At 33.7% G+C, this 25,888-nt stretch carries 32 protein-coding genes; 23 read left to right on the top strand and 9 right to left on the bottom strand.

All coding sequences use genetic code 11. The features are described from left to right. Positions 1-19: 19 nt before the first annotated feature. Entirely contained in the window at positions 20-1,153 is a 1,134-nt protein-coding gene (locus BLP60_RS08765) for a KamA family radical SAM protein (protein ID WP_234970983.1), read from the top strand. Positions 1,154-1,244: 91 nt separating this feature from the next. Further along, positions 1,245-1,391 carry a hypothetical protein gene (locus BLP60_RS10615; RefSeq protein WP_159427720.1) on the top strand — a complete coding sequence of 49 codons (147 nt, stop codon included), beginning with the start codon at positions 1,245-1,247 and terminating at the stop codon, positions 1,389-1,391. A gap of 7 nt (positions 1,392-1,398) precedes the next feature. Here the strand turns inward: BLP60_RS10615 and rpmB are convergent, their stop codons facing one another. Next, positions 1,399-1,596: a 50S ribosomal protein L28 gene (gene rpmB, locus BLP60_RS08760; RefSeq protein WP_092066090.1), complete on the bottom strand. Its 198-nt coding sequence runs from the start codon at positions 1,594-1,596 to the stop codon at positions 1,399-1,401. 148 nt (positions 1,597-1,744) lie between these two features. Between rpmB and BLP60_RS08755 the strand changes: the two genes are divergently transcribed. The 19 genes from BLP60_RS08755 (at position 1,745) to panB (ending at position 17,923) form a co-directional block, all read left to right on the top strand. After that, a complete protein-coding gene (locus BLP60_RS08755) occupies positions 1,745-2,272 on the top strand; it encodes a YceD family protein (RefSeq protein WP_159427719.1) in 528 nt (175 codons plus the stop codon). Between the two features lie 11 nt (positions 2,273-2,283). Continuing rightward, positions 2,284-2,466 carry a 50S ribosomal protein L32 gene (rpmF, locus tag BLP60_RS08750; RefSeq protein ID WP_092066086.1) on the top strand — a complete coding sequence of 61 codons (183 nt, stop codon included), beginning with the start codon at positions 2,284-2,286 and terminating at the stop codon, positions 2,464-2,466. After that, entirely contained in the window at positions 2,459-3,523 is a 1,065-nt protein-coding gene (gene plsX / locus BLP60_RS08745) for a phosphate acyltransferase PlsX (RefSeq protein ID WP_092066083.1), read from the top strand. Before rpmF ends, plsX begins: the two co-directional genes overlap by 8 nt. Before the next feature lie 4 nt (positions 3,524-3,527). After that, the gene (locus BLP60_RS08740; RefSeq protein WP_092066082.1) at positions 3,528-4,508 is read left to right on the top strand and encodes a beta-ketoacyl-ACP synthase III; all 981 of its coding nucleotides are present in this window, start codon (positions 3,528-3,530) and stop codon (positions 4,506-4,508) included. Positions 4,509-4,521: 13 nt separating this feature from the next. Next, the gene (gene fabG, locus BLP60_RS08735; RefSeq protein ID WP_092066080.1) at positions 4,522-5,256 is read left to right on the top strand and encodes a 3-oxoacyl-[acyl-carrier-protein] reductase; all 735 of its coding nucleotides are present in this window, start codon (positions 4,522-4,524) and stop codon (positions 5,254-5,256) included. Positions 5,257-5,305: 49 nt separating this feature from the next. After that, entirely contained in the window at positions 5,306-5,536 is a 231-nt protein-coding gene (acpP, locus tag BLP60_RS08730; protein ID WP_092066078.1) for an acyl carrier protein, read from the top strand. A 70-nt stretch (positions 5,537-5,606) separates the two neighbouring features. Then, positions 5,607-6,845 carry a beta-ketoacyl-ACP synthase II gene (gene fabF / locus BLP60_RS08725; protein ID WP_092066076.1) on the top strand — a complete coding sequence of 413 codons (1,239 nt, stop codon included), beginning with the start codon at positions 5,607-5,609 and terminating at the stop codon, positions 6,843-6,845. Positions 6,846-6,920: 75 nt separating this feature from the next. Beyond that, the gene (glyA, locus tag BLP60_RS08720) at positions 6,921-8,165 is read left to right on the top strand and encodes a serine hydroxymethyltransferase (protein ID WP_092066074.1); all 1,245 of its coding nucleotides are present in this window, start codon (positions 6,921-6,923) and stop codon (positions 8,163-8,165) included. 5 nt (positions 8,166-8,170) lie between these two features. Continuing rightward, the gene (locus tag BLP60_RS08715; protein WP_092066073.1) at positions 8,171-8,614 is read left to right on the top strand and encodes a deoxycytidylate deaminase; all 444 of its coding nucleotides are present in this window, start codon (positions 8,171-8,173) and stop codon (positions 8,612-8,614) included. Between the two features lie 31 nt (positions 8,615-8,645). Next, a complete protein-coding gene (gene ribD / locus BLP60_RS08710; RefSeq protein WP_092066072.1) occupies positions 8,646-9,761 on the top strand; it encodes a bifunctional diaminohydroxyphosphoribosylaminopyrimidine deaminase/5-amino-6-(5-phosphoribosylamino)uracil reductase RibD in 1,116 nt (371 codons plus the stop codon). Between the two features lie 3 nt (positions 9,762-9,764). Further along, the gene (locus BLP60_RS08705) at positions 9,765-10,418 is read left to right on the top strand and encodes a riboflavin synthase (RefSeq protein ID WP_092066070.1); all 654 of its coding nucleotides are present in this window, start codon (positions 9,765-9,767) and stop codon (positions 10,416-10,418) included. An 11-nt stretch (positions 10,419-10,429) separates the two neighbouring features. Continuing rightward, positions 10,430-11,635 carry a bifunctional 3,4-dihydroxy-2-butanone-4-phosphate synthase/GTP cyclohydrolase II gene (locus BLP60_RS08700; RefSeq protein WP_092066068.1) on the top strand — a complete coding sequence of 402 codons (1,206 nt, stop codon included), beginning with the start codon at positions 10,430-10,432 and terminating at the stop codon, positions 11,633-11,635. 41 nt (positions 11,636-11,676) lie between these two features. Beyond that, complete coding sequence (gene ribH, locus BLP60_RS08695) at positions 11,677-12,147, top strand: 6,7-dimethyl-8-ribityllumazine synthase (RefSeq protein WP_092066066.1); 471 nt, start codon at positions 11,677-11,679, stop codon at positions 12,145-12,147. Continuing rightward, on the top strand, positions 12,147-12,638 hold the full coding sequence (nusB, locus tag BLP60_RS08690; RefSeq protein WP_092066064.1) for a transcription antitermination factor NusB: 492 nt from the start codon (positions 12,147-12,149) through the stop codon (positions 12,636-12,638). Before ribH ends, nusB begins: the two co-directional genes overlap by 1 nt. Then, positions 12,613-13,092 carry a hypothetical protein gene (locus BLP60_RS08685; RefSeq protein WP_092066062.1) on the top strand — a complete coding sequence of 160 codons (480 nt, stop codon included), beginning with the start codon at positions 12,613-12,615 and terminating at the stop codon, positions 13,090-13,092. The genes nusB and BLP60_RS08685 overlap by 26 nt, the downstream gene beginning before the upstream one ends. A gap of 16 nt (positions 13,093-13,108) precedes the next feature. After that, positions 13,109-15,607, top strand: coding sequence for a leucine--tRNA ligase (gene leuS, locus BLP60_RS08680; RefSeq protein WP_092066060.1), 2,499 nt, complete (start codon positions 13,109-13,111; stop codon positions 15,605-15,607). Beyond that, positions 15,608-16,105, top strand: coding sequence for an LPS assembly lipoprotein LptE (gene lptE / locus BLP60_RS08675; RefSeq protein WP_092066058.1), 498 nt, complete (start codon positions 15,608-15,610; stop codon positions 16,103-16,105). It begins immediately after the preceding gene. Between the two features lie 8 nt (positions 16,106-16,113). Beyond that, positions 16,114-17,094 (top strand): DNA polymerase III subunit delta, encoded by a 981-nt coding sequence (gene holA, locus BLP60_RS08670; RefSeq protein ID WP_092066056.1) that lies wholly within the window; start codon positions 16,114-16,116, stop codon positions 17,092-17,094. Beyond that, the gene (gene panB / locus BLP60_RS08665; RefSeq protein WP_092066054.1) at positions 17,087-17,923 is read left to right on the top strand and encodes a 3-methyl-2-oxobutanoate hydroxymethyltransferase; all 837 of its coding nucleotides are present in this window, start codon (positions 17,087-17,089) and stop codon (positions 17,921-17,923) included. The genes holA and panB overlap by 8 nt, the downstream gene beginning before the upstream one ends. A 4-nt stretch (positions 17,924-17,927) precedes the next feature. Here panB and BLP60_RS08660 read toward each other — a convergent pair whose 3' ends face one another. The 7 genes from BLP60_RS08660 to cas1 all read right to left on the bottom strand — a co-directional run bounded on the left by BLP60_RS08660 (position 17,928) and on the right by cas1 (position 23,546). Further along, positions 17,928-18,185 carry a hypothetical protein gene (locus BLP60_RS08660; RefSeq protein ID WP_092066052.1) on the bottom strand — a complete coding sequence of 86 codons (258 nt, stop codon included), beginning with the start codon at positions 18,183-18,185 and terminating at the stop codon, positions 17,928-17,930. Positions 18,186-18,389: 204 nt separating this feature from the next. After that, on the bottom strand, positions 18,390-18,632 hold the full coding sequence (locus tag BLP60_RS08655; RefSeq protein ID WP_092066050.1) for a nitrile hydratase subunit alpha: 243 nt from the start codon (positions 18,630-18,632) through the stop codon (positions 18,390-18,392). Positions 18,633-18,744: 112 nt separating this feature from the next. Continuing rightward, positions 18,745-20,439, bottom strand: a complete 1,695-nt coding sequence (locus BLP60_RS08650; protein ID WP_092066048.1) for a M50 family metallopeptidase — start codon at positions 20,437-20,439, stop codon at positions 18,745-18,747. A gap of 318 nt (positions 20,440-20,757) precedes the next feature. Continuing rightward, positions 20,758-21,870 (bottom strand): CRISPR-associated ring nuclease Csm6, encoded by a 1,113-nt coding sequence (csm6, locus tag BLP60_RS08645; RefSeq protein WP_092066046.1) that lies wholly within the window; start codon positions 21,868-21,870, stop codon positions 20,758-20,760. Beyond that, positions 21,867-22,145 carry a CRISPR-associated endonuclease Cas2 gene (cas2, locus tag BLP60_RS08640; protein WP_092066044.1) on the bottom strand — a complete coding sequence of 93 codons (279 nt, stop codon included), beginning with the start codon at positions 22,143-22,145 and terminating at the stop codon, positions 21,867-21,869. Before cas2 (BLP60_RS08640) ends, csm6 begins: the two co-directional genes overlap by 4 nt. Beyond that, entirely contained in the window at positions 22,145-22,420 is a 276-nt protein-coding gene (gene cas2 / locus BLP60_RS08635) for a CRISPR-associated endonuclease Cas2 (RefSeq protein WP_092066042.1), read from the bottom strand. Before cas2 (BLP60_RS08635) ends, cas2 (BLP60_RS08640) begins: the two co-directional genes overlap by 1 nt. 1 nt (position 22,421) lies before the next feature. Then, positions 22,422-23,546: a CRISPR-associated endonuclease Cas1 gene (gene cas1, locus BLP60_RS08630; protein ID WP_092066040.1), complete on the bottom strand. Its 1,125-nt coding sequence runs from the start codon at positions 23,544-23,546 to the stop codon at positions 22,422-22,424. A gap of 153 nt (positions 23,547-23,699) precedes the next feature. Between cas1 and BLP60_RS08625 the strand changes: the two genes are divergently transcribed. Further along, positions 23,700-24,803 carry a Card1-like endonuclease domain-containing protein gene (locus BLP60_RS08625; protein WP_159427718.1) on the top strand — a complete coding sequence of 368 codons (1,104 nt, stop codon included), beginning with the start codon at positions 23,700-23,702 and terminating at the stop codon, positions 24,801-24,803. 9 nt (positions 24,804-24,812) lie between these two features. Beyond that, positions 24,813-25,028, top strand: a complete 216-nt coding sequence (locus BLP60_RS08620; RefSeq protein ID WP_092066036.1) for a hypothetical protein — start codon at positions 24,813-24,815, stop codon at positions 25,026-25,028. An 18-nt stretch (positions 25,029-25,046) separates the two neighbouring features. Here the strand turns inward: BLP60_RS08620 and BLP60_RS08615 are convergent, their stop codons facing one another. Then, entirely contained in the window at positions 25,047-25,367 is a 321-nt protein-coding gene (locus BLP60_RS08615) for a hypothetical protein (RefSeq protein ID WP_092066034.1), read from the bottom strand. Positions 25,368-25,888: the final 521 nt, after the last annotated feature.

Raw genomic sequence — 25,888 nt, 5'->3', positions numbered from 1 at the left:
AAATGTTAAGGAGGGAAAATTGCCAAATCAAGGATATCTAACAGATATTCAAAAAGTTAAGGGTATTAACAAAACAGAACTAGACGCACTCCAACCTGTACTAAACAAGTTCAGCTTTAGAGCACATGAACACTACTTATCTCTTATTAATTGGCAAAATCCTGACGATCCAATAAAAAAAATAATTATCCCTAACTTACAAGAACTAGAAAAATGGGGACGATTAGATGCCTCTAATGAAAAAGACTACTCTATAATGCCAGGGTTTCAACACAAATATACAAGCACAGCAGTAATGCTTATAAGCAATGTATGCGGAGGATTTTGTAGATTTTGCTTTAGAAAAAGGCTTTTTCTTCACCCTGAAATGAATGAATATATACAAGACCTTGAACCTGTCTTTTCCTATATTGAGGCGCATCCTGAAATAAATAATGTCTTACTTACTGGAGGAGATGGACTAATTTTATCTACTTCAAAGCTTAAAACCATTATCTCTAGGCTTAGACAAATTAACCATGTGAAAATCATTAGAATAGGCACTAAGCTCCTAGCCTTTAATCCTTTTCGAATTTTAAATGATGAAAATTTAATAAAACTACTTTCCGCTTATAGTTTGCCAGAAAAAAGAATTTATATCATGACCCACTTTAATCATCCTGCTGAAATTAGCCAACCAACTCTAAAAGCCGTGCAGCTTCTTCTAAAAGCGGGCGTTATCTTAGCTAATCAAACTCCTATGCTAAAAGGAATCAATGATTCCCCTTATATTTTAGCCAATTTATTTAAAAAATTATCTTATATTGGGATTCCTCCTTACTATGTATTTATTTGCAGACCAACCATAGGAAATTTCAGTTTTAGCGTCCCCATAGAAAAGGCCCTAGAAATTTTTCAAAAAGCACAAATGATGTGTTCAGGCCTTGCTAAAAGAGCACGTCTTACTATGTCTCATGCTAGTGGAAAAATAGAGCCTGTAGCCTTAACAGATAAACATATTATTTTTCGCTATCATAGAGCTGCAGATGACTCTACCAGTGGCGACATCATGCTCTTTAAACGAAATCCAAATGCGTATTGGTTTGACGATTATCAAGAAATAGTTGACACTTATGCTTACCAAAAACCATACAGATGTTTTGGGCCTGAATAAAAATTAACCAAGAGGAATAAAAATGGCTGAGCTTTTATGTAAGTTCTGTGGACATCCTGTGGAAATAAAAGGTCGCTGAGCAAATGCTAGAGTGTACTGTCCGCGGTGCGGAATAGAAACAAGTATTGCCTTTTACAAAGATGAGTTAGAAAAATTTAAAGAAGAAATGATAGAAGAAATGGAAGAAGAAGAAATAAATAATAAAGCCCTGCCTAAAAGCAGGGCTAAATTAACCTAATATTAAATTAACAAGAAGGTTTTTTAACTGCACCACTTCTAATACACCGTGTGCAAACTCTAATTCTTCTTACCTCTCCATTTGGTAAAACAGCTCTTACTTTTTGCAAGTTAGGTAAAAATCTTCTTTTGGTTTTATTATTAGCATGGCTCACATTGTTGCCTACTAAAGGACCTTTTCCGCAGATCTCACATCGCCTAGACATATCTATTACCTCCAAAATTTTTTCAAAATCAATTAAGAAGAGAGGTCTATATCCTTGTTAAGGAAAAATGGCAAGTCTAAATTCTTGACAAGAAAGGCATTCCCACTATAGACAGATGAAGTTTCAGCTCCTTTTAAGGAAAAGTATTATGGTAGAAGGCTGGCTAAAATTAACAGATATCCCGGCTGAGGGCCGGGAATTTTCATTTGAGACAACTCCAGAATGGATAAAGTTTGTCTCAAAGTTTCACTTAGAATTTAAACTAAAATCTCCTTTAGTTATGGTATTGACCATTTTCCCTCAAAAAAAAGGGTTCTTAATTCAGGGGACATTGCAAGGGTACGCTCTATTCCCTTGCGATAGGTGTTTAGAGCCAGCCAAAATTGAGATAAAAAGCTCTTTTGATTTTTTTGAAGAATTTGAGCCTCAAGAAATCGAGCTTTTAGGAGAACGGCTGTTACGTTATGTTGATGATCACTTTGAGTTAAATGTATTTCAGGTATTGTGGGAACAGTTCTTATTGGCATTGCCTGAAAAAAAATTATGCCAAAAAAATTGTAAGGGCCTTTGCCCCAAATGTGGACAAAACCTAAACCAAGGGGAATGCTCTTGTGAGCAAGATAATGGGGATCCAAGGCTTAGCATTTTTAGACAACTAAAAATAAATTCTAAATAAGGGGTAAAAAAATGGCTAATCCAAAAAAAAGAACTTCTAAATCAAAAAAAGGAATGAGAAGATCTCATCATCATTTAGACACTCCCAATTTTATTTACTGTTCTTGCGGGGAGGCTACTCTTCCTCATAGTGTATGTCCTGCGTGTGGAAAATATAGGGGCAAACAATATTTAAGACGCGAGGATAATGAGTAAAAAGCCTTGCATTGCCGTGGATGCAATGGGAGGAGACCACGGCCCAGAAGTAATTGTCCCAGGCGCCATCCAAGCCGCTCGCACTAAAAATCTCTCTGTGGTTTTAGTGGGAGATGAGGGGAAGATAAAAAATATTCTGGGGCAAGAGAACATAAAAGGCTTAAGTATTGACATCTGCCCAGCAAGCGAAGTTGTGGGCATGGAAGAAAAACCTTCTGAAGTCTTAAGAAAACGAAAAGATTCTTCTATTCAAAAAGCCTTTCTCTTAGCCCGCAAAGGCAAAGTGGATGGTGTAGTAAGTGCTGGTAATTCAGGAGCTACACTGGCTTGTGGAATGTTTATTGTAGGCAGAATTAAAGGCATTGAACGCCCTGCTTTGGCTTCTATTTTACCTACAGAAAAAAAACCTGTTATCTTAATAGATGTAGGCGCCAATGTGGACTGCAAACCTATTCATCTTCTTCAATTTGGTCTTATGGCAGAAATTTTTGCCAGAGATGTCCTTAAAATTAAAGAGCCTAAAATAGGTCTTTTAACCATTGGAGAAGAAGAAGGAAAAGGAAATGCTCTTACTAAAGAAAGCTTTAATTTATTTAAACTCTCTTCTTTTAACTTTATTGGGAATGTAGAAGGAAGAGATATTTTTACAGGAAATGTAGATGTCATTGTATGCGATGGATTTGTAGGTAATGTTGCCCTTAAATTAATGGAAGGCTTAGCAAACTCTCTGACTAAAATTTTAAAACAAGAAGTTAAAAAAAGTCTTTTAGCTCAAATTGGTTTTCTATTGGGCAGAAGAGCATTAAAAAATTTTAGTCGTAAAATAGATTATGCAGAATATGGAGGAGCACCTCTATTAGGCTTGAAAAAAATTGCCCTTGTCTGCCATGGTTCCTCTAATAGCAAGGCTATAAAAAATGCTGTGTTAATGGCAGCTTCTTTTGTAAGGAATAAAGCTAATTTACACTTAGAAGAAGGTCTTTCTATGCACAGAGAAATTTCTCTGTTAAGTAAAAAAGCATTGGAAAACAATACTCAACAAACAAAAATTAAATAGAACCATGGAAAAATGTAATATTCTTGGAATAGGCCATTTTGTGCCAAACAAAATTCTCACTAATGAAGATTTAGAAAAAATAGTAGACACATCTGATGAATGGATCACTACTAGAACAGGAATAAAACAAAGGCATCTAGTAGAAAAAGAAACCTGTTCAGATTTAGCGTTTAAAGCAAGTTTAAATGCTTTAAAAGATGCTAATTTAACGCCTGAAGACTTAACTCATATCTTGATAGCTACGTTTACGCCAGATGCCTATGTGCCAAATGCTTCAACTGTACTCCAAGCCAAACTAGGATTAAAAAATATTCCTTGCTTTGATGTAAACGCTGCCTGCACAGGCTTTTTATATGCCTTAGAGCTTGCTAGAGGTATCTGCGCTATTCACGAAAAGGCAAAAGTGTTAGTAGTTGCCTCAGAAATTCTAAGCTCTAGAATGAATTTTCAAGATCGCACTACCTGTGTATTGTTTGGAGATGCTGCTGGAGCAATTATTGTATCTAGAGAATCTTCATCTAATATTAAAATAAAGGATGTAAGATTAAAAGCAGATGGGACATTAGGAAACCTGTTAACTGTAATTGGTGGAGGTTCCATGCATCCTCCCCAGCTCGGTAAAATTATAGATGAAAAATATTTTGTGCAAATGAAAGGACGGGAAGTATTTAAACACGCTGTACGTTCTATGGCGAGCATCTGCGAAGAAATATTAGAAAGCAACAATTTAAGTTCAAAAGATATTAACCTTTTCATTCCTCATCAAGCCAATATCCGTATTATTGAAGCACTTGCTAAAAAATTGGACCTATCCCTAGACAAGGTATACATAAATGTTCAAAACTATGGCAATACGTCTGCTGCCTCTATACCACTAGCTTTAAGTGAAGCTTATGAAAAAAATAAAATAAGAAAAGGGGATAAAGTCTTGCTTGTAGCTTTTGGAGGTGGTTTTACTTGGGGCGCAAGTATTTTAGAATTTTAAGGGGTATAACATTATGACAAAAACGGCTATCATAACAGGAGCATCTAGAGGAATCGGCAAATCTATTGCGTTAAAACTGGCAGAGCAAGGTTTTCAAATTTTTTTCACTTATGTAAGTAAGCCAAACCTAGCTCAAGAAGTGGTAGAAGAAATTAAACAAAAAGGAGTTGAGGCAAAGGCCTTTTGTTTAGATAGCAGTAATTGGGAAGAAGTTACAAATTTTTTTAAAGAGCAAGTTAAAGGCAAGGTAAAATTAGAAGTATTAGTGAACAATGCTGGTATTACCAAAGATGCCCTTATTGTCAGACTTAAAAAAGAACAATGGGAAGACGTATTAAGAGTGAATTTAACAGGGGCATTTATTTTTCTTCAACAAGCTGCAAAAATTATGATGAAAGAACGGTATGGGAGAATAATTAATATCACTTCTGTGGTAGGACAATGCGGAAATATTGGGCAAGCCAATTATGCTGCGGCAAAAGCAGGCCTTATAGGTCTTACTAAAACAGCTGCCTTAGAGTTAGCCCCTAGAAACATTACAGTAAATGCAATAGCTCCAGGGTTTATTACTACAGATATGACAGAAAAACTCCCAGAGGAAATAAAAAAATCTTATCAAGAAAAAATACCTCTTCATAGATTTGGTTCTAGTGAAGACATTGCTGAGCTGGTTGCTTTTTTAGCTTCTAAAAAAGCTGGCTATATCACAGGACAAATTATTGGAGTAAATGGCGGTATGTACCTTTAATTAAAAGGTTTAACCCACTTAAATAAAAAAATTAAATTTGGAGGTTAAAATGTCTGTAGAAGAAAAAGTAAAGGAAATAGTAGCTGAACAATTGGGAGTATCTTTAGACCAAGTAAAACCAGAAGCAAAGTTTGTAGAAGACCTTGGGGCAGACTCTTTAGACCTTACTGAGCTTATTATGGCTATGGAAGATGAATTCGATGTAGAAATCGATGATGACAAAGCTCAAGAAATAAGAACAGTTCAAGATGCTATTAACTTTATTAAATCCAATACATAACCAAACTAGTAGTTCCAGAAATAAACTTCTGGAACTACTTAAAAACTATCTTGTGAAGAGAGGCTAATTTATGCAACGAGTTGTAGTAACAGGACTAGCTACTATTACTCCTATTGGAAATTCTTTAGAGGAAAGTTGGCAAAATCTTTTAGCAGGGAAAAATGGAATTGGACCCATTACAAGATTTGATTGTAGTAAGTATGACACTCAAATTGCAGGAGAAATAAAGAATTTTGAAGTTCAAAATTTTCTCGAACCAAAACAAATAAAACGATTAGACAGATTCTGTCAGTATGCTTTGGCTACTGCAAAAATGTTAATGCAAGATGCCAAATGGCCTCTTGACGAAGAACTCAATGAAAACTTGGGGGTTATTGTAGGATGTGGCCTTGGAGGGTTAGAAACCATAGAAAGTTTTCACTCTAAACTTTTAAAAAGAGGTCCAAAAAAAGTTTCTCCCTTCTCTATTCCCCAACTAATTTCTAATATGGCCGCAGGACAAATTTCTATTGGCACTAAGGCCAAAGGACCAAATTTGGTTACAACCTCTGCTTGTGCTTCAGGTCTCCATGCAATAGGCTTTGCCTATAGTGAAATTAAGCTAGGTAGAGTAAAAGCCATCATTACTGGAGGAGTTGAATCTACCATCACACCTATGGCTGTAGCTGGATTTAATGCTATGAAGGCCCTTTCCACTAGAAATGATGAACCAGAAAAGGCTAGTCGTCCCTTTGATAAAGACAGAGATGGATTTGTAATAGGAGAAGGTTGTGGTTTACTTTTATTAGAGAGTTTAGAAAGTGCTTTAGAGAGAGGAGCTACTATTTATGCAGAAGTAGTTGGTTTTGGTGCCTCTTCTGATGCCTATCATATGACAGCACCTAAAGAAGATGGAGAAGGCATGGCTTTGGCTATGCAAAGAGCCCTAAAAGAAGCACATGTGCAACCAGAACAAATAGATCACATCAACGCTCATGGAACCTCAACTAAGTTAAATGACCTGTGTGAAACAAGAGCGATCAAAAAAGTTTTTGGCAGCCATGCTTATAATATTTTAATAACCGCAAATAAATCTATGATAGGACATACACTAGGAGCAGCTGGCGGTATTGAATCTGTATTCAGTGTTCTTAGTTTATATCACGACAAAATTCCTGGTACAACCAACCTAGAAACCCCAGATGAAGAATGCGATCTTAACTATTGTGCCAATGGTAGTGTCCAACAAGAAATAGAATTTGCCCTATGTAATTCTTTTGGATTTGGTGGGACTAATGGCTCTATTTTGTTTAAAAAATTTCGCTCATAGAAAATTTAACAAAATAAGCCAAGTTAAACCTTTATTTTTTAAAATTAAAAAATGTTAAAAATGTGAGGAGAGAGCATGTTATTAGAATTTTTACAAAAACATGATCCTGATTTGGCTAAGGCAATTTTTTTAGAAGAACAACGTCAGCTTAAAAAATTAGAACTAATCGCCTCAGAAAATTTTGCCTCTCCTGCTGTTAGATTAACTATGAGTAGTGTTTTAACTCATAAATATGCTGAAGGTTATCCTGGGAAAAGATATTATGGCGGATGTGAATTCGTAGATATGGCAGAAGACTTGGCTAGAGAACGGGCTAAGCAAATTTTTCAAGCCGAATACGCTAATGTTCAGCCTCATAGTGGTTCTCAAGCTAACATGGCTGTATACTTTGCGTGCCTAAAACCTGGCGATACTATTTTGGGGATGGATCTTTCTCATGGAGGGCACCTAACCCACGGAAGCCCTGTAAATTTTTCAGGGAAGCTATACAAAGTAGTATTTTACGGAGTAAATAAAGACACAGAGACTATAGATTATGCTCAAGTGGAAAAATTAGCTCAAGAACACAAACCAAAAGTCATTGTTGCTGGAGCTAGTGCTTATCCTAGAGAAATAGATTTTGCCAAGTTCAGAGCCATTGCAGACAGTGTAGGTGCAAAATTAATGGTAGATATGGCCCACATAGCAGGACTTATTGCAGCTGATTTACATCCTTCACCCATACCTTATGCTCATTTTACAACCACTACAACACATAAAACTCTTCGTGGACCAAGAGGTGGAATGATCTTAAGCTCTGAAGAGTTTGGCAAGACGTTAAATTCTCAGATTTTTCCAGGGATTCAAGGCGGTCCTCTTATGCATGTAATTGCTGCCAAGGCAGTGGCTTTTGGAGAAGCGCTAAAACCTGAATTTAAAGAATATCAAAAGTTAGTAATTAAAAATGCTCAAAAAATGGCTGAAGAGCTAAAAAATGCTGGTTTTAATTTAGTCTCTGACGGAACAGACAATCATCTTATACTCATTAACCTTACAAACAAAAATGTTACAGGAAAAGAAGCTGAAGAAGCTCTTGATAAAGCTGGGATTACAGTAAACAAAAACACCGTTCCTTTTGAAACCAAGTCACCTTTTGTAACTTCTGGCATTCGGGTAGGGACCCCAGCCATTACTACAAGGGGAATGCAACCCAAAGATATTGAAAAAATAGTTAAGTGGATTGTAGCAGCAATAGAATCTAAAGATAACGAAACCCAATTATCAGAAATTCGCAAAGAAGTAGAAAAATTTGCCAGTCAATTCCCTCTATTTGCGTGGTAAAATAAATGGAACGTATTTCTTGGGATGAATATTATATGGAAATCGCCAAGTTAGTGGCTAAAAGATCTACTTGTTTGCGCCGCAAAGTAGGAGCCATTGCAGTTAAAGATAAACGTATTTTAGCCACAGGATATAATGGAGCTCCTACTGGCTTAACTCATTGTTTAGATATAGGTTGCCTTAGGGAGCAATTGAATATTCCTTCTGGAGAACGCCATGAATTATGCAGAGGGCTCCATGCAGAGCAAAATGTTATTATTCAAGCTGCCTTGCATGGAGTAAGTTTAAAAGGGGCTTCTCTTTATTGCACTACTCAGCCGTGTCTTATTTGTACTAAAATGCTCATCAATTGTGGGATAAAAGCTATTTATTTTGCTGAAGGTTATCCAGATGAATTGGCTGTAGAAATGCTAAAAGAAGCCAAAATAAAATTTAAAAAACTAAAATAACCATATAATATCATTTCTACTTAGCTGCTCTATGACTGACAGACAAATCAAAACATTCATGAAAATGGCAATTTCCTTAGCAAAAAAAGGAAAAGGGAAAACAGCCCCCAATCCATGTGTAGGCGCAGTTCTAACTAAAGATGGACAAATTGTAGCAAAAGGATATCATCGGAAATATGGCTGTGCTCATGCAGAAGTAGAAGCTATTACTGATGCGAAAAAAAAAGGAATTGATACCTCTAAATGCTCCCTTTTTGTAACTTTAGAACCATGCAATCATTATGGCAAAACACCACCTTGTACTAAAGCTATATTAGAAGCAAAAATAAAAGAGGTTTATATTGGAACATTAGATCCTAACCCTAAAGTAAATGGTGGAGGTGCCCAATTTCTCCAACAACAGGGAGTAAAAGTTGTTTATCCTATTTTAGAAAAAGAATGCCAAAATTTGATCCGAGATTTTTATTGTTGGACTATTCAAAAAAGACCATTTTTTTATCTCAAATTAGCCTCAACTATAGATGGGAAAATTGCCACTTCTACGGGCGCCTCTAATTGGATTAGCTGTGAAAAATCTCGTAAATTAGTTCATAAATTGCGATCAAAAGTAAATGGAGTTTTAATTGGAGGTGGAACCCTTCGAAAAGATAATCCAAAACTTACTGTACGTTTAAAACACACCTCTTCTACTCCCAAGGCAATTATTTTAACAAAACATCTTCCTTCTAATCCCATACAATATTATCTAGGGAGTAAAAGACCACAGGAAACTATCTTTTTTGCTCTACAAAATAAAGACAATCAAAAAACAATAAACTCTTTTAAAAACCTGGGAATTAAAACGATTCTTGTACCTGAAAAAGATAACTTTTTAGACTTATATAAAGTTGCCTCCTGGCTTTTTCAAAACCAATACTACTATATACTAATAGAAGGCGGTGGATTTATTGCTCAGAGCTTCTTTTTCAATCATCTAGTAGATGAATTTTGGCTTTTTCTTGCACCAAAAATTATGGGGGACCAAGCAGGTATTTCTAGCTTTTGGGGAAGAAAGGCAAACTCTATTCAAGATTGTTTGTCCTTGAAACTAAAAAAACATCGAAAAGTAGATCAAGACTTATTACTTATTTTTCAACCAAGAGATTAAAATATGTTTACAGGTATTATTGAAGACATTGGACAAATTCTTGAAATTAGTCCTACTCTAAAAGAAAAAAGATTAGTAGTAAAAACATTTAAATTCTCTGAGTTTAAAAAAGGAGAAAGCATTGCAGTAAATGGAGTGTGCCTTACTGTAGAAAACTTTGGCCATAATTACTTTGAAGCTTATGCTTCAGAAGAAACACTAAAACGAACCAACCTGCAATTTCTTAAATCAGGAGACAAAGTTAACCTAGAAAAAGCCTTACAACTAAACTCTAGAATAGGCGGACATCTTGTTTCTGGGCATGTAGATGGCCTAGCAGAAGTAGTAGAAATTACTCCCAAAGGAGAATCAACCATTTTCACCTTAAAATTTTCTAGTGATCTAAGCCCTTTTATTATTCCCAAGGGTTCAGTAGCCTTAGATGGCATTAGTCTTACAGTAAACACTTGTGGTTCTGGTTATCTTACAGTAAACATTATTCCTGCAACTAAAAAAGAAACCACCATTTCTATTTGGCAAAAAGGGACCTTAGTTAATCTAGAAACAGACTTAATAGGCAAGTATGTGCATAGTTTTTTAACTCACTCAAATAGTGAAAAAAAATCCAAACCTGATAGTGGAATTACTTTGGATTTTTTACAAAAATATGGATTTTAAAGAGGTCAAAAATGAAGTGTAGTGTAGAAGAAGCAATTGAAGATCTTAAACAAGGCAAAATGATTATTTTAGTAGATGACGAAGACAGAGAAAATGAGGGAGACCTTACTATAGCTGCAGAAAAGGTTACTCCAGAAGCTATTAATTTTATGGCAAAATATGGTCGTGGTCTTATTTGTTTAGCTATGGCACCAGAATTAATCGACAAATTAGAATTACCAATGCAACCTCAACGCGGAGGATCTCGCTTTGGCACAGCCTTTACTGTATCTATTGAAGCCAGAGATGGAGTAACCACTGGAATTTCTGCTCATGACAGGGCAACTACCATTCTCACTGCGATTAAAGATGATGTCTCGCCTCAAGATATTGTAACTCCTGGTCATATTTTCCCCCTAAAAGCTAGAAAAGGAGGGGTCTTACAACGTGCAGGACAAACAGAAGGAAGTGTGGACTTAGCCCGATTAGCAGGCCTTAAGCCAGCTGCTGTAATCTGTGAAATTATGAAAGATGATGGCACCATGGCTAGAATGCCAGACCTAGAAGAATTCGCCAAAGAACATGACTTAAAAATCTGTACAATAGAAGATTTGATTCGCTATAGAATGCGTTTTGATTCTCTGGTAAAAAAAGTAGCAGAAGCTCACCTACCTTCTGCTTATGGGAACTTTAAAATCATTGCCTTTGAAAGCGAAACAGATAAAGAAACGCACATTGCTTTAGTTAAAGGGACATGGGACAAAGACGAACCAGTTCTAGTCAGAGTGCATAGCGAATGCTTAACAGGAGATGTTTTTGCATCTCTACGCTGTGATTGTGGAAGTCAACTGAAATCAGCTATGCAAATGGTAGAAAAAGAAGGTAAAGGGGTTATCCTTTATATGCGCCAAGAAGGTAGAGGTATTGGTCTTGCCAATAAAATCAAGGCATATGCCCTGCAAGAACAAGGGAAAGACACTGTAGAGGCAAACTTAGCCCTTGGCTTTCCACCAGATTTAAGAGACTATGGCATAGGCGCACAAATTCTAGTAAGTTTGGGCATAAGCAAAATGCGTCTCATGACCAATAACCCCAAAAAAATCGTAGGCTTAGAAGGGTACGGATTAGAAGTTGTAGAGCGAGTGCCTATCGAAATTAAACCATGTGAAGAAAACTTCTGTTATCTTAGAACTAAAAGAGATAAATTAGGACACCTTTTAAACAACATAACAAAATAAAGTTTTATTCTCAGAAATAAAATTTTAAGAGGAGATAAAAAATGTTGAACCTAAAGACCATTGAAGGAAAATTGGAAGCTAAAGGTCTTAAGATTGCCCTTGTGGCCAGCAGATTTAATGACTTTATTGTAGACAAGCTCATTGCAGGGGCAGTAGATTATTTAACTAGACATGGTCTAGAAAAAGAGGACCTAACCTTGGTTAGAGTTCCTGGCGCATTTGAACTTCCTCTTGTGGCCAAAAAGTTAGCTAAAAGTAAAAAATTTGATGGGGTAATCTGTTTAGGAGCAATCATTAGAGGAGCCACTCCTCATTTTGATTATGTTGCCGCAGAAGCTAGCAAAGGAATTGCCCTAGTTAGCTTAGAAACAGAAACTCCTGTTGGTTTTGGGGTACTTACCACAGATACATTAGAACAAGCCATTGAACGCGCAGGAAGCAAAGCTGGAAACAAAGGAGCTGAAGCAGCCCAAGCTCTTTTAGAAACTATTAGGGTAATGGAACAGATCTAATGCAGGAAACAAGTCCAAAATTAGATAAAACTCCTTCAAGAAGAAAACAACGGGAATTTGCTTTTCAAGTTCTGTATGCACTTAATTTTAGCTTACAGAGTGAATGCCCAGAAAAAATATTAAAACAATTACAACTCAGTTTAGACAACTTCCCAGATAAAAGAAAAAATAATTTTTATCCAGACCAAGCTGTTTTTGCCTGGGAACTTATAAATGGAGTAATCCAAAACTTATCCCAAATAGATGACCATATTGCAAGATATTCTACTAACTGGAAAATAAATCGAATAGCAAAAATAGAACTTACTATTTTAAGACTAGCTACATTTGAACTTCTATTTAGGCCAGATATACCACCTAAAGTAAGTATTAATGAGGCTGTGGAATTAGCTAAAAATTTTGGGGATTTACATTCTAAGACATTTGTAAATGGTATTTTAGATGCCATTGCTAGGGATATAAACAATGGTCAACTTGGGCTTGATAGATAAATATACACTTTTGCCCCAACCTGCATTAATTTTAAAATTACATAAAAGCCAAAATAAAGCTAAAACTATCTTAAAAATAGATGCTAATAAAACTGCATGGCTTCAGTTATTTTTTCACCCCAGCCAACCTTTTGGAGAAGTATTATTTGAGGCCATTTCTGGCTTAAATGTAAAACACATCTGCTTTGATCCCACGGTATTGGTTAGCATTTATAAACTTTCTTTAATCGATGCTTTAACTAAATGGGGAGAAAGTATTTGGCCAAGTTTTAAAAAATGGGATGGCACATTCTTTTTTTTAGTAAAAAATTATTCTTTGGAAGAAGTTTTCACTAAATGGATAAAAAAATTTACTCACGTTTGCTTTAAAGAAAAATACGATTTAAGAGAAAGTAAAAATTCCACAACAAAGATAAACTTCAATAACTCCATATCCCTATCAACAACTACTTAAAAAGCGAGGAGAACCTATGGACAAGAAAAATTACAATCCTCAAGAAATTGAACTTAAATGGCAAAAAATTTGGGAAGAAAAAGAATATTTTAAGGTAAAAGATGATTCTAAAAAACCAAAATATTATGTTCTAGAAATGTTTCCCTATCCATCAGGACGTATCCACATGGGCCATGTTAGAAACTATTCCATAGGCGATGTAGTGGCTCGCTTAAAAACAATGCAAGGATATAATGTATTACATCCTATGGGGTGGGATGCTTTTGGGCTTCCTGCAGAAAATGCAGCTATAAAACGCAATGTTCATCCAGCAAAATGGACCTATGAAAATATTGATTATATGCGCAAGGAGTTAAAAAGACTTGGTTATTCTTATGACTGGGACAGAGAAATCGCTACCTGCCATCCCAAATATTACAAATGGGAACAACTATTTTTTCTCAAATTATGGGAAAAAGGGCTTGTTTATCGTAAAAAATCACCTGTAAACTGGTGTCCTGGATGTCATACTGTGCTTGCCAATGAACAAGTGGAAGAAGGCCTCTGTTGGAGATGTAGCTCTGTAGTAGAACAAAAAGAATTAGAACAGTGGTTTTTAAAAATTACTGATTATGCAGAAGAATTACTTGCGGATCTTGAAAAATTAAAGGGCGGCTGGCCAGAAAAAGTATTGGCCATGCAAAAAAATTGGATTGGAAAAAGTGAAGGTGTGGAAATCGATTTTCAAGTAGATGGCGAAGCCACTAAAATTAGGGTATTTACCACCAGACCAGACACTCTTTTTGGAGCTACCTTTATGAGTATGGCCCCAGAACACCCCCTTGTTCCAGCTCTTATTTCTGGAACTAACCAAGAAAAGGCTTGCAAAGAATTTATTGAAAAGACAAAAAGATTAGACAAAATTATAAGAACTTCTGAAGACTTAGAAAAAGAAGGAGTATTCACTGGAAGATACTGTATCAATCCTGTTACAGGAGCAAAAATGCCAATTTACTTGGCAAATTTTGTCTTAGCAGAATATGGAACAGGAGCTGTAATGGCTGTTCCTGCCCATGATCAAAGAGACTTTGAATTTGCTAAAAAATATAATTTACCCCTTAAAGTGGTTATTCAACCTAAAAATGAAACTCTAGATCCTTCTTCTATGACTCAAGCCTATACAGAACAAGGCTTTTTAGTTAATTCAGGCGAATTTAATGGCTTATTTAACGAAGATGCAAAAGTGGCCATAGCTAAATACCTTGAAGAGAAAAATTTAGGCAAAAGAACTGTCAATTATCGCTTAAGAGACTGGAATATATCTCGCCAACGCTACTGGGGAGCCCCTATCCCTGTAATTTATTGCCCCAAGTGTGGTTTAGTCCCAGTAAAAGAAGAGGATTTGCCAGTAGTTTTACCCTTAGACGTTAAAACTAAAGAAGATGGACGCTCTCCATTACCAGAATATAAAGAATTTGTAGAAACAACCTGTCCTAAATGTGGCGCTAAAGCTAAAAGAGAAACAGATACTATGGACACTTTTGTTGAATCTTCATGGTATTTTCTACGCTATACCTCTCCTCGCAAAGAAGATGCACCATTTGACCCCAATAGTTTAAAGTATTGGTTACCAGTAGACCAATATATTGGAGGCGTAGAACACGCAATTTTGCATCTTCTTTATTCTCGTTTCTTTGTAAAAGTTCTGCGCGACTTAGGATATATAGATCTTGATGAACCTTTTAAAAATCTCCTTACCCAAGGGATGGTTTTGAAAGATGGCGCTAAGATGTCTAAATCTAAAGGAAATGTTGTAGATCCAGATGAAATGATTCAAAAATATGGAGCAGATACTGTAAGACTTTTTTGCCTTTTTGCAGCTCCACCAGAAAAAGACATGGAATGGAGTGATCAAGGTATTGATGGTTCATTTAGATTTTTAAATCGTCTCTGGCGAGTTATCATAGAACTGCTTCCTATACTTTCTCCAGTAGGTGCTGCCTGCAAAATAGATAAAAATAACCTTTCTCCTAATGCCAAAAAATTACTCTTTAAAGAACATCAAACCATAGACAAGGTGACCAGAGACCTAAAGGGAAAATTTCAATTTAATACAGCTATTGCCGCTGTAATGGAGTTAGTAAATCTTATTTATCTGGTAAAAGATGAACTTAAACAAGATGAAATAGGAGCTAAACTTCTCTCTTCTGCCTTAAGTTCAGTGTGCTGCTTACTTTATCCTATTGTGCCTCATATTTGCGAAGAATTGTGGCAAATGATTGGATATAAAGAACACTTGGCAATAACTAGCTGGCCAAAAGCAGATCCAGAAGCATTACAACAAGATACTTTAACTATTGTTATTCAGGTAAATGGGAAACTTAGGGGCAAAATAGAGGTTGCCGCAAATATCTCTGACGAAGAAGTAAAAGCCAAAGCACTAGAAGATAGCAATGTACAAAAACACGTTCAGGGAAAAACAATAGTAAAAACTATTGTAGTACCTAAAAAATTAGTAAATATTGTAGTTAAATAAATGTATTTAAAATCTTTTATTTTATCTATAGCTATTGGTTTAATAACTTTGGGTTGTGGCTATCACTTTAGTGCTACAATTCCTATTATTTTTCCCAATAACGCCAAAACTATAATTATTCAAAAAGTTATCAACCCATCTCAGGAATCATGGCTAGAAGGAGAAATAAGAAGCTTTTTAAATGAAGAAATTACTAAAAGAAGCAACGCTAAAATCATCAGTCAAAATACTGCGGATTTAAGTCTAATTGTAAGAATAGAACATATAAGCACTTCAGAACAAACAAAAGAAGAAAACGATTTAACTTTTAAATATGCAGCAAAAGTAAGTTTATCTTTAATTTTTAAAGATTCAAAGGGAGTTGTTGTCTTAAAAACTAAACCGACTACTTATAGTGAAAGTTATACTTCTGAGGCAGAAAAAAAAGAGGCTCTTGCAAAAGCAGTAGATGAGTGCTTACGTTTAGGATTAAATCAACTGAGTAACAATGATTTTTAAATAAAAAAATGCCTAAGCCTCACAAACCTAATTTTTTGTTTTTTATAAGCCCAGATAGTGGGATATTAAACATACGTCTTGCCAAAACAATTAAACAATTTCAGCTCGAACATTGGGAAAAAAAAGTATTTTGGGCAGACGAGCCTTTAGAGTCAGAATTTTGGAACTCCATTTCTACAGCTAACTTATTTGGACCTGGAAAAGTTGTAGTAGTGCGTCTAGCGAACAAGCTTAATAAGGGATTCTGGGATCAAGTAAAACCTTATCTTACTACAACTAACAAATCTTCTCTAAGTATCTTTTTTTTTGAACAGGAATGGTCAACTAAAGAACCTCCTTGGCCAGCTTGGTTTAAAAAACATGCTCTATATCAACTAGCTCAAAAAAATAAATGGATATTTAGCTCTAAAGGACTCAACCGAAAAAATATTGCCCAATTCATTCAAAATTATTTTGTAGAAAAAAAAATAACCATTCCCCCTATACTCCTAAACAAATTAAGCCAACTTTTGCCTCTTGATTCTACATACTGTCTACATGAACTGGAAAAATTAGAAATTTTAGCCTCTGCAGATCAAGAAGTAAAAGAAGAACATCTTCAAATTTTAAATTTAGAGATAGATGAAAATATTTTTGACTTTATAAATCTTCTTTTAACCTCTCCCCACTCCTTTAAAACCTGGCTCTATAAAAACAGCTACCTGGGTCAGGAAGAAAATATAATTTTCCCCTTACTCTCGCTTTTAGAAAGAGAGGCCAAAATATTATGGATGCTCTATTTTGGAGAAAAGGTATATCTACCTAATTTTGTCCAACAAAGAAAAAAAAATCTTGCTCTAAAACTGGGGCCTAGCAAAATAGGATTCTTGTTTGACTTGTGTTTAGACTTGGAACTAAAAATAAAAACAGGGCAAATAACACCATCAGAATCACTAGATTATCTAATATTTAAAATAAGTAATCTAAAAAAAGGAGAGCTCCATGACTAAACCTATGACTATACCAGAAATAATACAAACAAAAGGTAAACGAAAACTATCTATGCTAACTGCTTACGACTACCCAACAGCCCTTCTTTTAGATAAATGCCAAATAGATATGATTTTGGTTGGAGATTCTTTGGCTATGGTAGTATTAGGACATAAAGACACTTTAGCTGTCACTATGGAAGAAATGCTCCACCATACAAAGGCCGTAAGTAGAGCTGTAAAATACTCTGTGGTCATAGGAGATATGCCATTTATGTCCTATCAAATAAGTCCAGAACAAGCAGTTGAAAATGCTGGGAGATTTTTAAAAGAAGGTGGAGCTCAAGCTGTGAAATTAGAGGGAGGAGCAACAGTTATTCCTCAAATAAAAGCCATCATCAATGCTGGCATTCCTGTACAAGGCCATCTAGGACTAACACCTCAAAGCATCGCCCAATTAGGAGGATTTAAAGTTCAAGGGAAAACAGCCAAAGCAGCCAAAAAACTCATAGAAGATGCTAAAGCTCTGGAAGAAGCGGGTTGTTTTAGTATAGTATTAGAAGCAATTCCAGCGCCTATAGCTAAATTAATCACAGAAAATATTTCTATACCTACTATTGGTATAGGTGCGGGAAAGGACTGCGATGGACAAGTTTTAGTATTTCACGATTTAGTAGGCATGTTTGATAGATTTGTTCCCAAATTTGTAAAACAATATTTAAACCTTAACCCAGAAATAGAAAATGCCGTAAAACAATTTAAAAAAGAAGTAGAAGAAGAAAAATTTCCTCAACACGAACACTGCTTTTCTATAAATGAAAAAGAATTAAAAGAGTTAAAAGAAAGTTAGCTCTTTATTTTTTCCAACATTGCATTACTGGAGCTTTATACTTACTTTCTGTAAAAATAACAACACAATGATGAACAGGCTCTTCTTGAGTGTCAAATTCATATACTCTTACATTTAAGCCTACCACGTCTAAAGCATAAGTTTTGGAAGGCTTTACTTCTTTTAAGGTCAAAGAGTTAATAGATGTCCAAATGCCTGCACTAGCAATAGTGCTTATAACCAAAGCCAATAACACTATGATTACCCATAAACTTTTTCTCATTTTTAATTTCTCCTTATGTTATTTACTTTTTTTAATTTTCTCACTTAACCTTCTTTTTATCAAAACTTAAATTATATCTTGTACCTGCATAATATTTTTTAGCTTCAATATCACATAACAAAAGAATCCTCGACGTCACAAAAAAGTACGTCGAGGATTCTTTTAACAAGTATTCTACAAAATTATAAACTTCAACTTAAATTTTTACGCTATAATCCAATATTTTGCTGTCCTTTGTTCCAATTCCTCAATACTAGCTGGGGCATCGCTACCCACATAAGGAATTACAAAATACTTTACCTTTTCTGTTTCTTCCACAACCCTAATTTCCACATCTTCAGGAACATCAATTCCCTTTTCTTTTAATACTGCTTTGGGATTTTCCTTGAATTTTGCCATAAGTTCAGCATCGGAAAGTAGGCTTAATAAAAGTTCTTTTTCTTTCATCTTACGCCTCCTTTTTTTAATAAAATATATGTGAATATATGTGTTTTTTTATTTACAAAAAAAAATCTCCAAAATCCATAAAAAATTAATGTCTTCGTTCAAAAAACTATATTTATTTCAATTTTATCTGGGTCAAACGAGCCTTATGATACCATTCAAAGGCTATTTTTGAAATTTTTAATGCTATTATGACAACAAAAAAACAAGAAAAAAACCAAACAAAATCATTGGGTGATTGCTTTAATCCAAAAACGACAAGAATAGGCGGAAGCAATATAGCTCCAACACATAAAAGAGAAACGCTTCCAAATATAAGATACGAAAATTTTTCCTTCCAAGAAATTTTTGGCCTATCTTTGTTTAAAACAATTGAAAACAAAAACTGTTTTAAATAATTCCATGATTTCTTCCTTAAATTGGGGATATTCAACATATCAGAAAGGATATAATAACCATCTGTTTCAAAAAAAGGTATCATATTAACCAAAGAAAAATAAAAAAGTAAAATACTCATCAATCCACATACGCCAGCATATATATCTAAATTCTGCCGTGTAAAAAAAATATGAGCCCAACCATAAATACACGAAACAGTAAGATCAGACAACGGTCCAGCAAAAGAAACCATTATTCTCTTCCATCGCGATGGAAACGCCCAGGAATCAGTGGTATCTGCAAATGCGCATATAAAACCATAATAAAAAAGGATGCCCAGAGCATGAATACGCCCTCCAAATCGTTTACATACTACAGCATGCGATAATTCATGAAAAATAATATGCACATTAAGTAATAAAAGACTAACTAGTCCAATTAGCCCTCCTGCGCGCGAAAAAAGCAAATATGCCTTACCAGAAATAGATTCAACAGCTCTGAAGTTAAATACAAGAATATGAAAAGAAGAAAATATTAAAACAAAAGCAACAACAACCACAAAAGGAGACCATAACCAACCTAAGTAACGATGTACAAATGAAACAAAGCTATCTGGATGTGGGATAGAATATTGAAAGCGCAACAGCTTTTGCAAAAATTTATTCTGCTTTGTATTTGTTAGGGTGGAACCCTTTGCAGTAATACGGTATCCAGGTAATAAAATACCTCGCTTTATAAGCTCTTCTATCATACCACCAACTACTTTTGGGTGGACAATTCCGAACTTTTCTACATACAAACGATAAATTTCTCTCACATTGCGTTTGCCATCTACAGCATTGAGTATAAACATCATTTCTTTTGTCATTCTAAATGCATTTCTAACTCCTTCTATCGTAACAATGCCAACATCTTCTCCCACGATTTTTATATTCACTCCTTTTCTTTGAATAGGGACAAGACCTAAAAAATATAATTCTCCAGGACTACCTGAAGGCCTTGCATACTGAACAAAACTTACTCGTTTCCATCCGCCAATTTCTGTCCACTCTGCTTTATCTACCCACTCCACAACTACACGATGCCAAAACACCTCTGGAGCTATTTCATGTCCTGGGAATTTATCACTTTTAGATTCTTTATGCTCAAAATAAGGCTCTATGGGGACTTTGGCAGAAAACTTTACATTTACTTTTATCCATCCTTCCCATGGCTCGACTTCAATATTTATTTTTTCTCTCAAACTATTTTCAATAGAAAACAGCACAATAGCTTCGATTAACTCACTAACAGCAAAAAGAAATCTTAAAAGTATTTTATCAGCAAGCCCTGATCTTACAGCCCATTGCTTTACAAATTCTGTTGCTTTACGAACATTTGAAAGCTCAGGATTAATAATTAAATACGTGTCACGCATTTCAGTATTATTCATAAAAAATTAATTTTATCCCCTCTATACTCTTGAATTAAACCAAAATTTTTGCCAGTTTCAAGAAAGGAACATCAAATGCGATGCAGCCTTCAAGGATACAATTCTTGGTAGGTCTATAGCCTACACTTGCAAACTTTTTATGAGGAAACAAGAGAGATAATAAAAAACGATAACAACTTTGTAAATCTTATGTTTTCCTAATTTCAATCCCTTTTTGCCTCAAAAACTACCCCAAAACACCCTTATAACAGAGAATAAAAGCTCTTCTTAGGCTTGAATTTTTTCATACCTAAATCAAAAAATTTGTTTTTACTTTTTTTAATCTTCTAAAATTAAATTTTTTTTATCAATATTTAAACCATATCGTGTACCTGCATAACGTTTTTCAGACTCAATAAGTCCAATTGAGCCAAATACTTTTTTTATTTTTCTGTTTATTCTTGATCTATGAGGAAAAAACCAACTTTTAATATCCCCTTTTTGTTTAAGTTGATAAAGTTGAGCTGAATTAGGATTCCAATGCCCTTTAATCTTATTTAAAAATCGAATTAACACATCTACATCCAAATCATATACAGAAACAAAACATTTTGTACAATTTAAAATACATTTATTTTGAGGACAATCAAGTTTCTTTTTTACAAAAAAACAATATAACGCCATTTCCATTGGAGTTAGCTCAACCATTCTATTTCCATACACTAAAGTTCTTTTTCCTATGTTTACATGTAATTTCAAAGATTTATTAATAGTTTCTTGTACATATTTAACTTGTTTAGCAAAAGAAATTTTTTCTATATCTTTTACTACACCTAAAGGCCTTAATCTTACAAAAGGAACTTTATATAGTACCAATTTTGCATCTTTACTGGAAAAATAAGTTAATTTCCCACTTTTTGAATCAACAGAAACAATTTGCTTTTCTATTTTAGGGGGAAAATAGAATTCTGGATGATTTTCAAACTCTTTATTAACCAATACATGAAAAAGTTCATCATTTTCTTTAGCATAAAACTGCATTGCCATACCTAAATAAAAGCTCATTGTCTTGCGTCCACCAGAAAGACAAGCATAGACTTGATTTTCTTGAGGCAAACAAAGATTTCTTACAATGGCTAAAATTAAATCCATCATCTTCAGATTATTATTCTTAGTCTCAAAATTATCTAGATATTCTTTTTGAAAATCCACTACATGAATACAAGACTCATCAAAAAATATATTCAAATTATATTCTTTACATAATAAGTTAAATTTACCCTGCATTGGATGCAATAAACTTTCTAAAATATGCATCTTGCCTCTAGAAGTAGTAATAATTTCTAATTTATCAGGAATAAATTGGGGCTCGTAATGAGCTAAACAATAAACTGCTTCTGTGATAACTTGAGGGGTTAAACCACAAAGACAAAGTAAAATTCTATTTTTCAAATAATCTCTACCTCTGGGATAACAATATGGCGTTCACACTGGCCAAGCACAAAACTTTTTTCAAAACACTTTCCACACAAACGAAAATATTTTACAGAATCTTCCTTTTTGTTGATAATATTTTCTATTTCTCTTTGCAATCTTTTTAAATGACTTAGCTCAAGTTGACATTCAAAAACCGACTTTTGCACTCTTTTTCCATAACCTTCCATTACCTTGGCAACTCTGGACAATCGCCTTGAATTTCTAATATCGTAAATAACTACTACCCACATTAGTAAACCCAAAACTCTTTATCTATCCAAATATAACCTTGCCCAGCAATGCTAATTTTAGGCCTACATTCTCTACAAACAGGATAAACAATTAAAGAATCTTCTTCTAAATCTAAAATATCTTTTATTCCTGCAATCATTTTATTTATTTGTTCTAGATCTAAATCGCACTCAAATACAGAATACTGAACAGGAACTCCAAAATCTTTTAAAAATTTATGAATTCTGCTCAATCGTCTTGGAGAGCAAACATCATAAGCTACTACATATAACATATTATCTACTTTGAAATGGAATATATTTTGTATATTCTCCTCTTAAATAAGAGGCGTAATGTTCTACTTGAGCATAAATAATTTCTCTTAAACTAAGACGTTTTTCTTTGCGTTGATAGTAAATTTGTTTGCTCAAGCGACTTTCAAGTCTTTTTAAAAAAAGTCTTTTTGCCTCTGTTTTTAATAATACTCTTGTTGCAGTATCTGGCTCATTTGCTATATTATCTGCTTCTTCTTGCTCAATATCTTGAATTCCGTTGGACATGAATTTATCCTTTAAAGGATCTATTTGTTCAATAATAGCTGAATCACTATCTTCTGGCTTAAATTTTTCAAAAACAAAACTATCTTTTTTTAGTATTTTAAGATTAAAGCAGGCTAAAACAGTCATATCTACTATAGGTGTTCTAAATTCCTCCATCAAATCTAAAGCCAAAGACGCTCGACCATAATTTAATGAATGCAATGCCCCAAAAGCAGGATCAAGACCTACTGCATAACATGCCCCAAGAACAATATTAAACAACACAGTATAACCAAACGATAAACAAGCATTTACAGGATCTGTAGGAGGCCTTTTAACTCTTTTTTTAAATTTTAAATTTTGAGAAAACCCCTCTCGATAAGCTCTAAAATACTCTTTAGATGCTTGCCCCTCAAATCCTCGCAAGCTCTCTACATCTTTAACATTGGGCAAAAGAAATAATATTTTATTTAAATTATCTGCAACTTGTTGAAATACAGGCTTTTTCAAAACCCTACCCATACGTAAGACAAAAGTACGCATGTTTGAAACCTTTCCTCTTACAATTGAACATGCTGTTTGAAGAGAAAAATCTTTATCCTTGCTTTTTTCATATTGTCGCAAACGCAAAAATAAATTTTTAGGGAATTCACCTAAAAAAGAACCAACAAACCTACCTTGTCTTGTTAAATAAACCAAATCTATATTATTTCTAAAAATATGCATTAAGGCTGCATGAGTAATTTCCACTTTTCCAACAATAATTAAACGCTCTAAATTAAAAGTATATATGTTTTGCTTAAAATTTTCAGCTTTTACTAAAAGATGATTCCCTTCTAAATGCACTTTGCTATGAGGCTTTGTTATATAAACTACAGCCATCGTTTACCCCTACTTTTTTGTTGACCTAAATTATTTCTTTTTTTTATAGTCATTAACCTATTTTTTTAAAAAAATTAAAAAAACAATATTGCTGCAATATTGTTTTTAACTTAAAAAATAATTTTGCAATATACTCTTATGAAAGGAGGAATAATGAAGCAACTTCATATTATGTTGGTTTCTGACCAACCTATCCCAAATTTTATGCCCCTACTCTTAACAAAATTCAAAGCTGAAAAGGTTGCTTTACTTACTTCAAAAGATAAACTTCTTAAATCTAACATCTTAAAAAAGAACATAGAGAAATTCAGCATGGTAGAAATATATAAAATTCTTCCTTACAATTTGGAACAAATAAGAAAACAGCTTTCTAATATAGTAAATAAATACAAATCAAAATATAAAATATATTTAAATCTCACAGGCGGGACAAAAATAATGACTATGGCTGGATTTGAAATCTGTAAAACATTTAACTTGAATAGTTATTATATCAATACATATCAAAAACAAATTATTCATCTTACTCCAAAATACGATATAGAAACTTTGCCTTCTAATCTAATCAACATGACACAATATTTTAACCTTTATGGATATGAAGTTAATAAAAAAAGTCCATCTAAACCAAAAAATAACCATTTAAATGCAATAAATAAAATAATTGCTCAACCAAAATTATTTAGCCGAGCAATAAAAACACTTAATTTCCATGCTAGTGAATCCAGAAACAAACAAGATTTAACTTTTAAAGTACCTACAATGACAACTGCTATGAAAAAATTATTATCAATTTTAAAAGAAAATAATATTCTACAACAAATAAATAGGAATGTTTTTAAATTTACTTCATTTAAAAATCTAGAATTTTGCAATGGTGGTTGGCTAGAAGAATATACCCTTTATACTGTTAGCCAAATAAATAAGATTTATGACTTTGCTGGCACATTTAAAGTCAAAAGAGAAAATACAGAAAACGAAATAGATGTTGCTTTTTGTTGCGACAACAAATTGTTTTTAATTGAATGCAAAACAAAAACTTTTAGAAATCACAAATCAGCCTCTACAACCGAACCCATATACAAATTAGATTCTTTACGCCAAATAATGGGTGGGACATTTGGACAAGCTATGCTTATATCCTTTCATCAACTATCCTCCTCTTTATTAGAGCGCTGTAATCTATTAAACATAAAAACAAGCTATGGAAACAGTTTAAAAAATCTCAAAAACATTATTAGTGATTGGATTTCATAGAGGTAACTAATGTCTAAAAAAGGTGTAAAAAGATTCTTTATAGTTCTTTTATATTCATGTCGTGGCCTTTTGTTTATTTTGGGAGTATGTCATCTATTGTCATTAGTAATACCAAGAAATAAATTTAATCTAGATAATCTAATTATAAATCCTGTATTTTGGTTAATTGTATGTGTTGTAGTATTTTATGTTGAACTACTTATAGATGAAATTAAAAAAGATTAACAAAATATAATATAAACATTAATCCCAACAATACTCTATTATTTTATTTTGGTTGACAAAAACTTCATAACAACTTGGATTTTGTTTAACTACTAAACAAAGTGCTTTGGTTATTTTAGATGGAAGATAAATCAAAAATACAGAATCTAAATATAACATCCCATCTGTATCAGATATTTCTATATAATTAATTTTAGAATCCTTGGGGATATTGCCTAAATTTTGAGATAAAATTAATAAAAGTTTTGGTTTAAAGGTATTTCTAATTGTTCTAGGAATTTTTATAACTTCTACAAAATCTTTAATTGTTGTTTGGATGATTTCTTTTATCTGTTTCATTTATCCTCTCCTTGTATAATAAAATTTTCACAATCCATCGAACCACATTTCTTTCCTCCTTTTTAGCTTAAAGATAGTTAAATAGGGAAAAAACAATATTGAGACAATATTAATTATTAAATTTATATTTATTGCTAAAAATATGATAATCTAAAAGTCAACGCTCCATTTAATTTTTCAATAAAAATTTCAATAAAAAATATAAAACAAGGTAGCTTTGATAGCTTTAAACTATTATCTCAATCCTTTTTTCATCAAGGGACAATTCAAATCTAAAAGCAATTGGATAACATACAACACTTATTGGAAAACTGTCTCAATCCTTTTTTCATCAAGGGACAATTCAAATGCGTGGAGCGCCCAGAAAAGGCCTTCGATTATGAAGGCCAGTCTCAATCCTTTTTTCATCAAGGGACAATTCAAATACAGACTGGAGCGCTCTTTTATTTTTGGGAGAAAAATAGATGGGTCTCAATCCTTTTTTCATCAAGGGACAATTCAAATGGGAATTTTATAGAAAC

It is taken from the genome of Desulfonauticus submarinus (assembly GCF_900104045.1).
GTDB classification, from domain to species: Bacteria; Desulfobacterota; Desulfovibrionia; order Desulfovibrionales; family Desulfonatronovibrionaceae; genus Desulfonauticus; species Desulfonauticus submarinus.
This window is presented reverse-complemented; position numbering and strand designations above follow the sequence as displayed.

Excerpts from the sequence above, each read along its gene's own strand:
- rpmB (WP_092066090.1), bottom strand. The coding sequence starts at position 1,596 with ATGTCTAGGCGATGTGAGATCTGCGGAAAAGGTCCTTTAGTAGGCAAC.
- BLP60_RS08755 (WP_159427719.1), top strand. The coding sequence starts at position 1,745 with ATGGTAGAAGGCTGGCTAAAATTAACAGATATCCCGGCTGAGGGCCGG.
- rpmF (WP_092066086.1), top strand. The coding sequence starts at position 2,284 with ATGGCTAATCCAAAAAAAAGAACTTCTAAATCAAAAAAAGGAATGAGA.
- plsX (WP_092066083.1), top strand. The coding sequence starts at position 2,459 with ATGAGTAAAAAGCCTTGCATTGCCGTGGATGCAATGGGAGGAGACCAC.
- BLP60_RS08740 (WP_092066082.1), top strand. The coding sequence starts at position 3,528 with ATGGAAAAATGTAATATTCTTGGAATAGGCCATTTTGTGCCAAACAAA.
- fabG (WP_092066080.1), top strand. The coding sequence starts at position 4,522 with ATGACAAAAACGGCTATCATAACAGGAGCATCTAGAGGAATCGGCAAA.
- acpP (WP_092066078.1), top strand. The coding sequence starts at position 5,306 with ATGTCTGTAGAAGAAAAAGTAAAGGAAATAGTAGCTGAACAATTGGGA.
- fabF (WP_092066076.1), top strand. The coding sequence starts at position 5,607 with ATGCAACGAGTTGTAGTAACAGGACTAGCTACTATTACTCCTATTGGA.
- glyA (WP_092066074.1), top strand. The coding sequence starts at position 6,921 with ATGTTATTAGAATTTTTACAAAAACATGATCCTGATTTGGCTAAGGCA.
- BLP60_RS08715 (WP_092066073.1), top strand. The coding sequence starts at position 8,171 with ATGGAACGTATTTCTTGGGATGAATATTATATGGAAATCGCCAAGTTA.
- ribD (WP_092066072.1), top strand. The coding sequence starts at position 8,646 with ATGACTGACAGACAAATCAAAACATTCATGAAAATGGCAATTTCCTTA.
- BLP60_RS08705 (WP_092066070.1), top strand. The coding sequence starts at position 9,765 with ATGTTTACAGGTATTATTGAAGACATTGGACAAATTCTTGAAATTAGT.
- BLP60_RS08700 (WP_092066068.1), top strand. The coding sequence starts at position 10,430 with ATGAAGTGTAGTGTAGAAGAAGCAATTGAAGATCTTAAACAAGGCAAA.
- ribH (WP_092066066.1), top strand. The coding sequence starts at position 11,677 with ATGTTGAACCTAAAGACCATTGAAGGAAAATTGGAAGCTAAAGGTCTT.
- nusB (WP_092066064.1), top strand. The coding sequence starts at position 12,147 with ATGCAGGAAACAAGTCCAAAATTAGATAAAACTCCTTCAAGAAGAAAA.
- BLP60_RS08685 (WP_092066062.1), top strand. The coding sequence starts at position 12,613 with ATGGTCAACTTGGGCTTGATAGATAAATATACACTTTTGCCCCAACCT.
- leuS (WP_092066060.1), top strand. The coding sequence starts at position 13,109 with ATGGACAAGAAAAATTACAATCCTCAAGAAATTGAACTTAAATGGCAA.
- lptE (WP_092066058.1), top strand. The coding sequence starts at position 15,608 with ATGTATTTAAAATCTTTTATTTTATCTATAGCTATTGGTTTAATAACT.
- holA (WP_092066056.1), top strand. The coding sequence starts at position 16,114 with ATGCCTAAGCCTCACAAACCTAATTTTTTGTTTTTTATAAGCCCAGAT.
- panB (WP_092066054.1), top strand. The coding sequence starts at position 17,087 with ATGACTAAACCTATGACTATACCAGAAATAATACAAACAAAAGGTAAA.
- BLP60_RS08660 (WP_092066052.1), bottom strand. The coding sequence starts at position 18,185 with ATGAGAAAAAGTTTATGGGTAATCATAGTGTTATTGGCTTTGGTTATA.
- BLP60_RS08655 (WP_092066050.1), bottom strand. The coding sequence starts at position 18,632 with ATGAAAGAAAAAGAACTTTTATTAAGCCTACTTTCCGATGCTGAACTT.
- BLP60_RS08650 (WP_092066048.1), bottom strand. The coding sequence starts at position 20,439 with ATGAATAATACTGAAATGCGTGACACGTATTTAATTATTAATCCTGAG.
- cas2 (WP_092066044.1), bottom strand. The coding sequence starts at position 22,145 with ATGTGGGTAGTAGTTATTTACGATATTAGAAATTCAAGGCGATTGTCC.
- cas2 (WP_092066042.1), bottom strand. The coding sequence starts at position 22,420 with ATGTTATATGTAGTAGCTTATGATGTTTGCTCTCCAAGACGATTGAGC.
- cas1 (WP_092066040.1), bottom strand. The coding sequence starts at position 23,546 with ATGGCTGTAGTTTATATAACAAAGCCTCATAGCAAAGTGCATTTAGAA.
- BLP60_RS08625 (WP_159427718.1), top strand. The coding sequence starts at position 23,700 with ATGAAGCAACTTCATATTATGTTGGTTTCTGACCAACCTATCCCAAAT.
- BLP60_RS08620 (WP_092066036.1), top strand. The coding sequence starts at position 24,813 with ATGTCTAAAAAAGGTGTAAAAAGATTCTTTATAGTTCTTTTATATTCA.
- BLP60_RS08615 (WP_092066034.1), bottom strand. The coding sequence starts at position 25,367 with ATGAAACAGATAAAAGAAATCATCCAAACAACAATTAAAGATTTTGTA.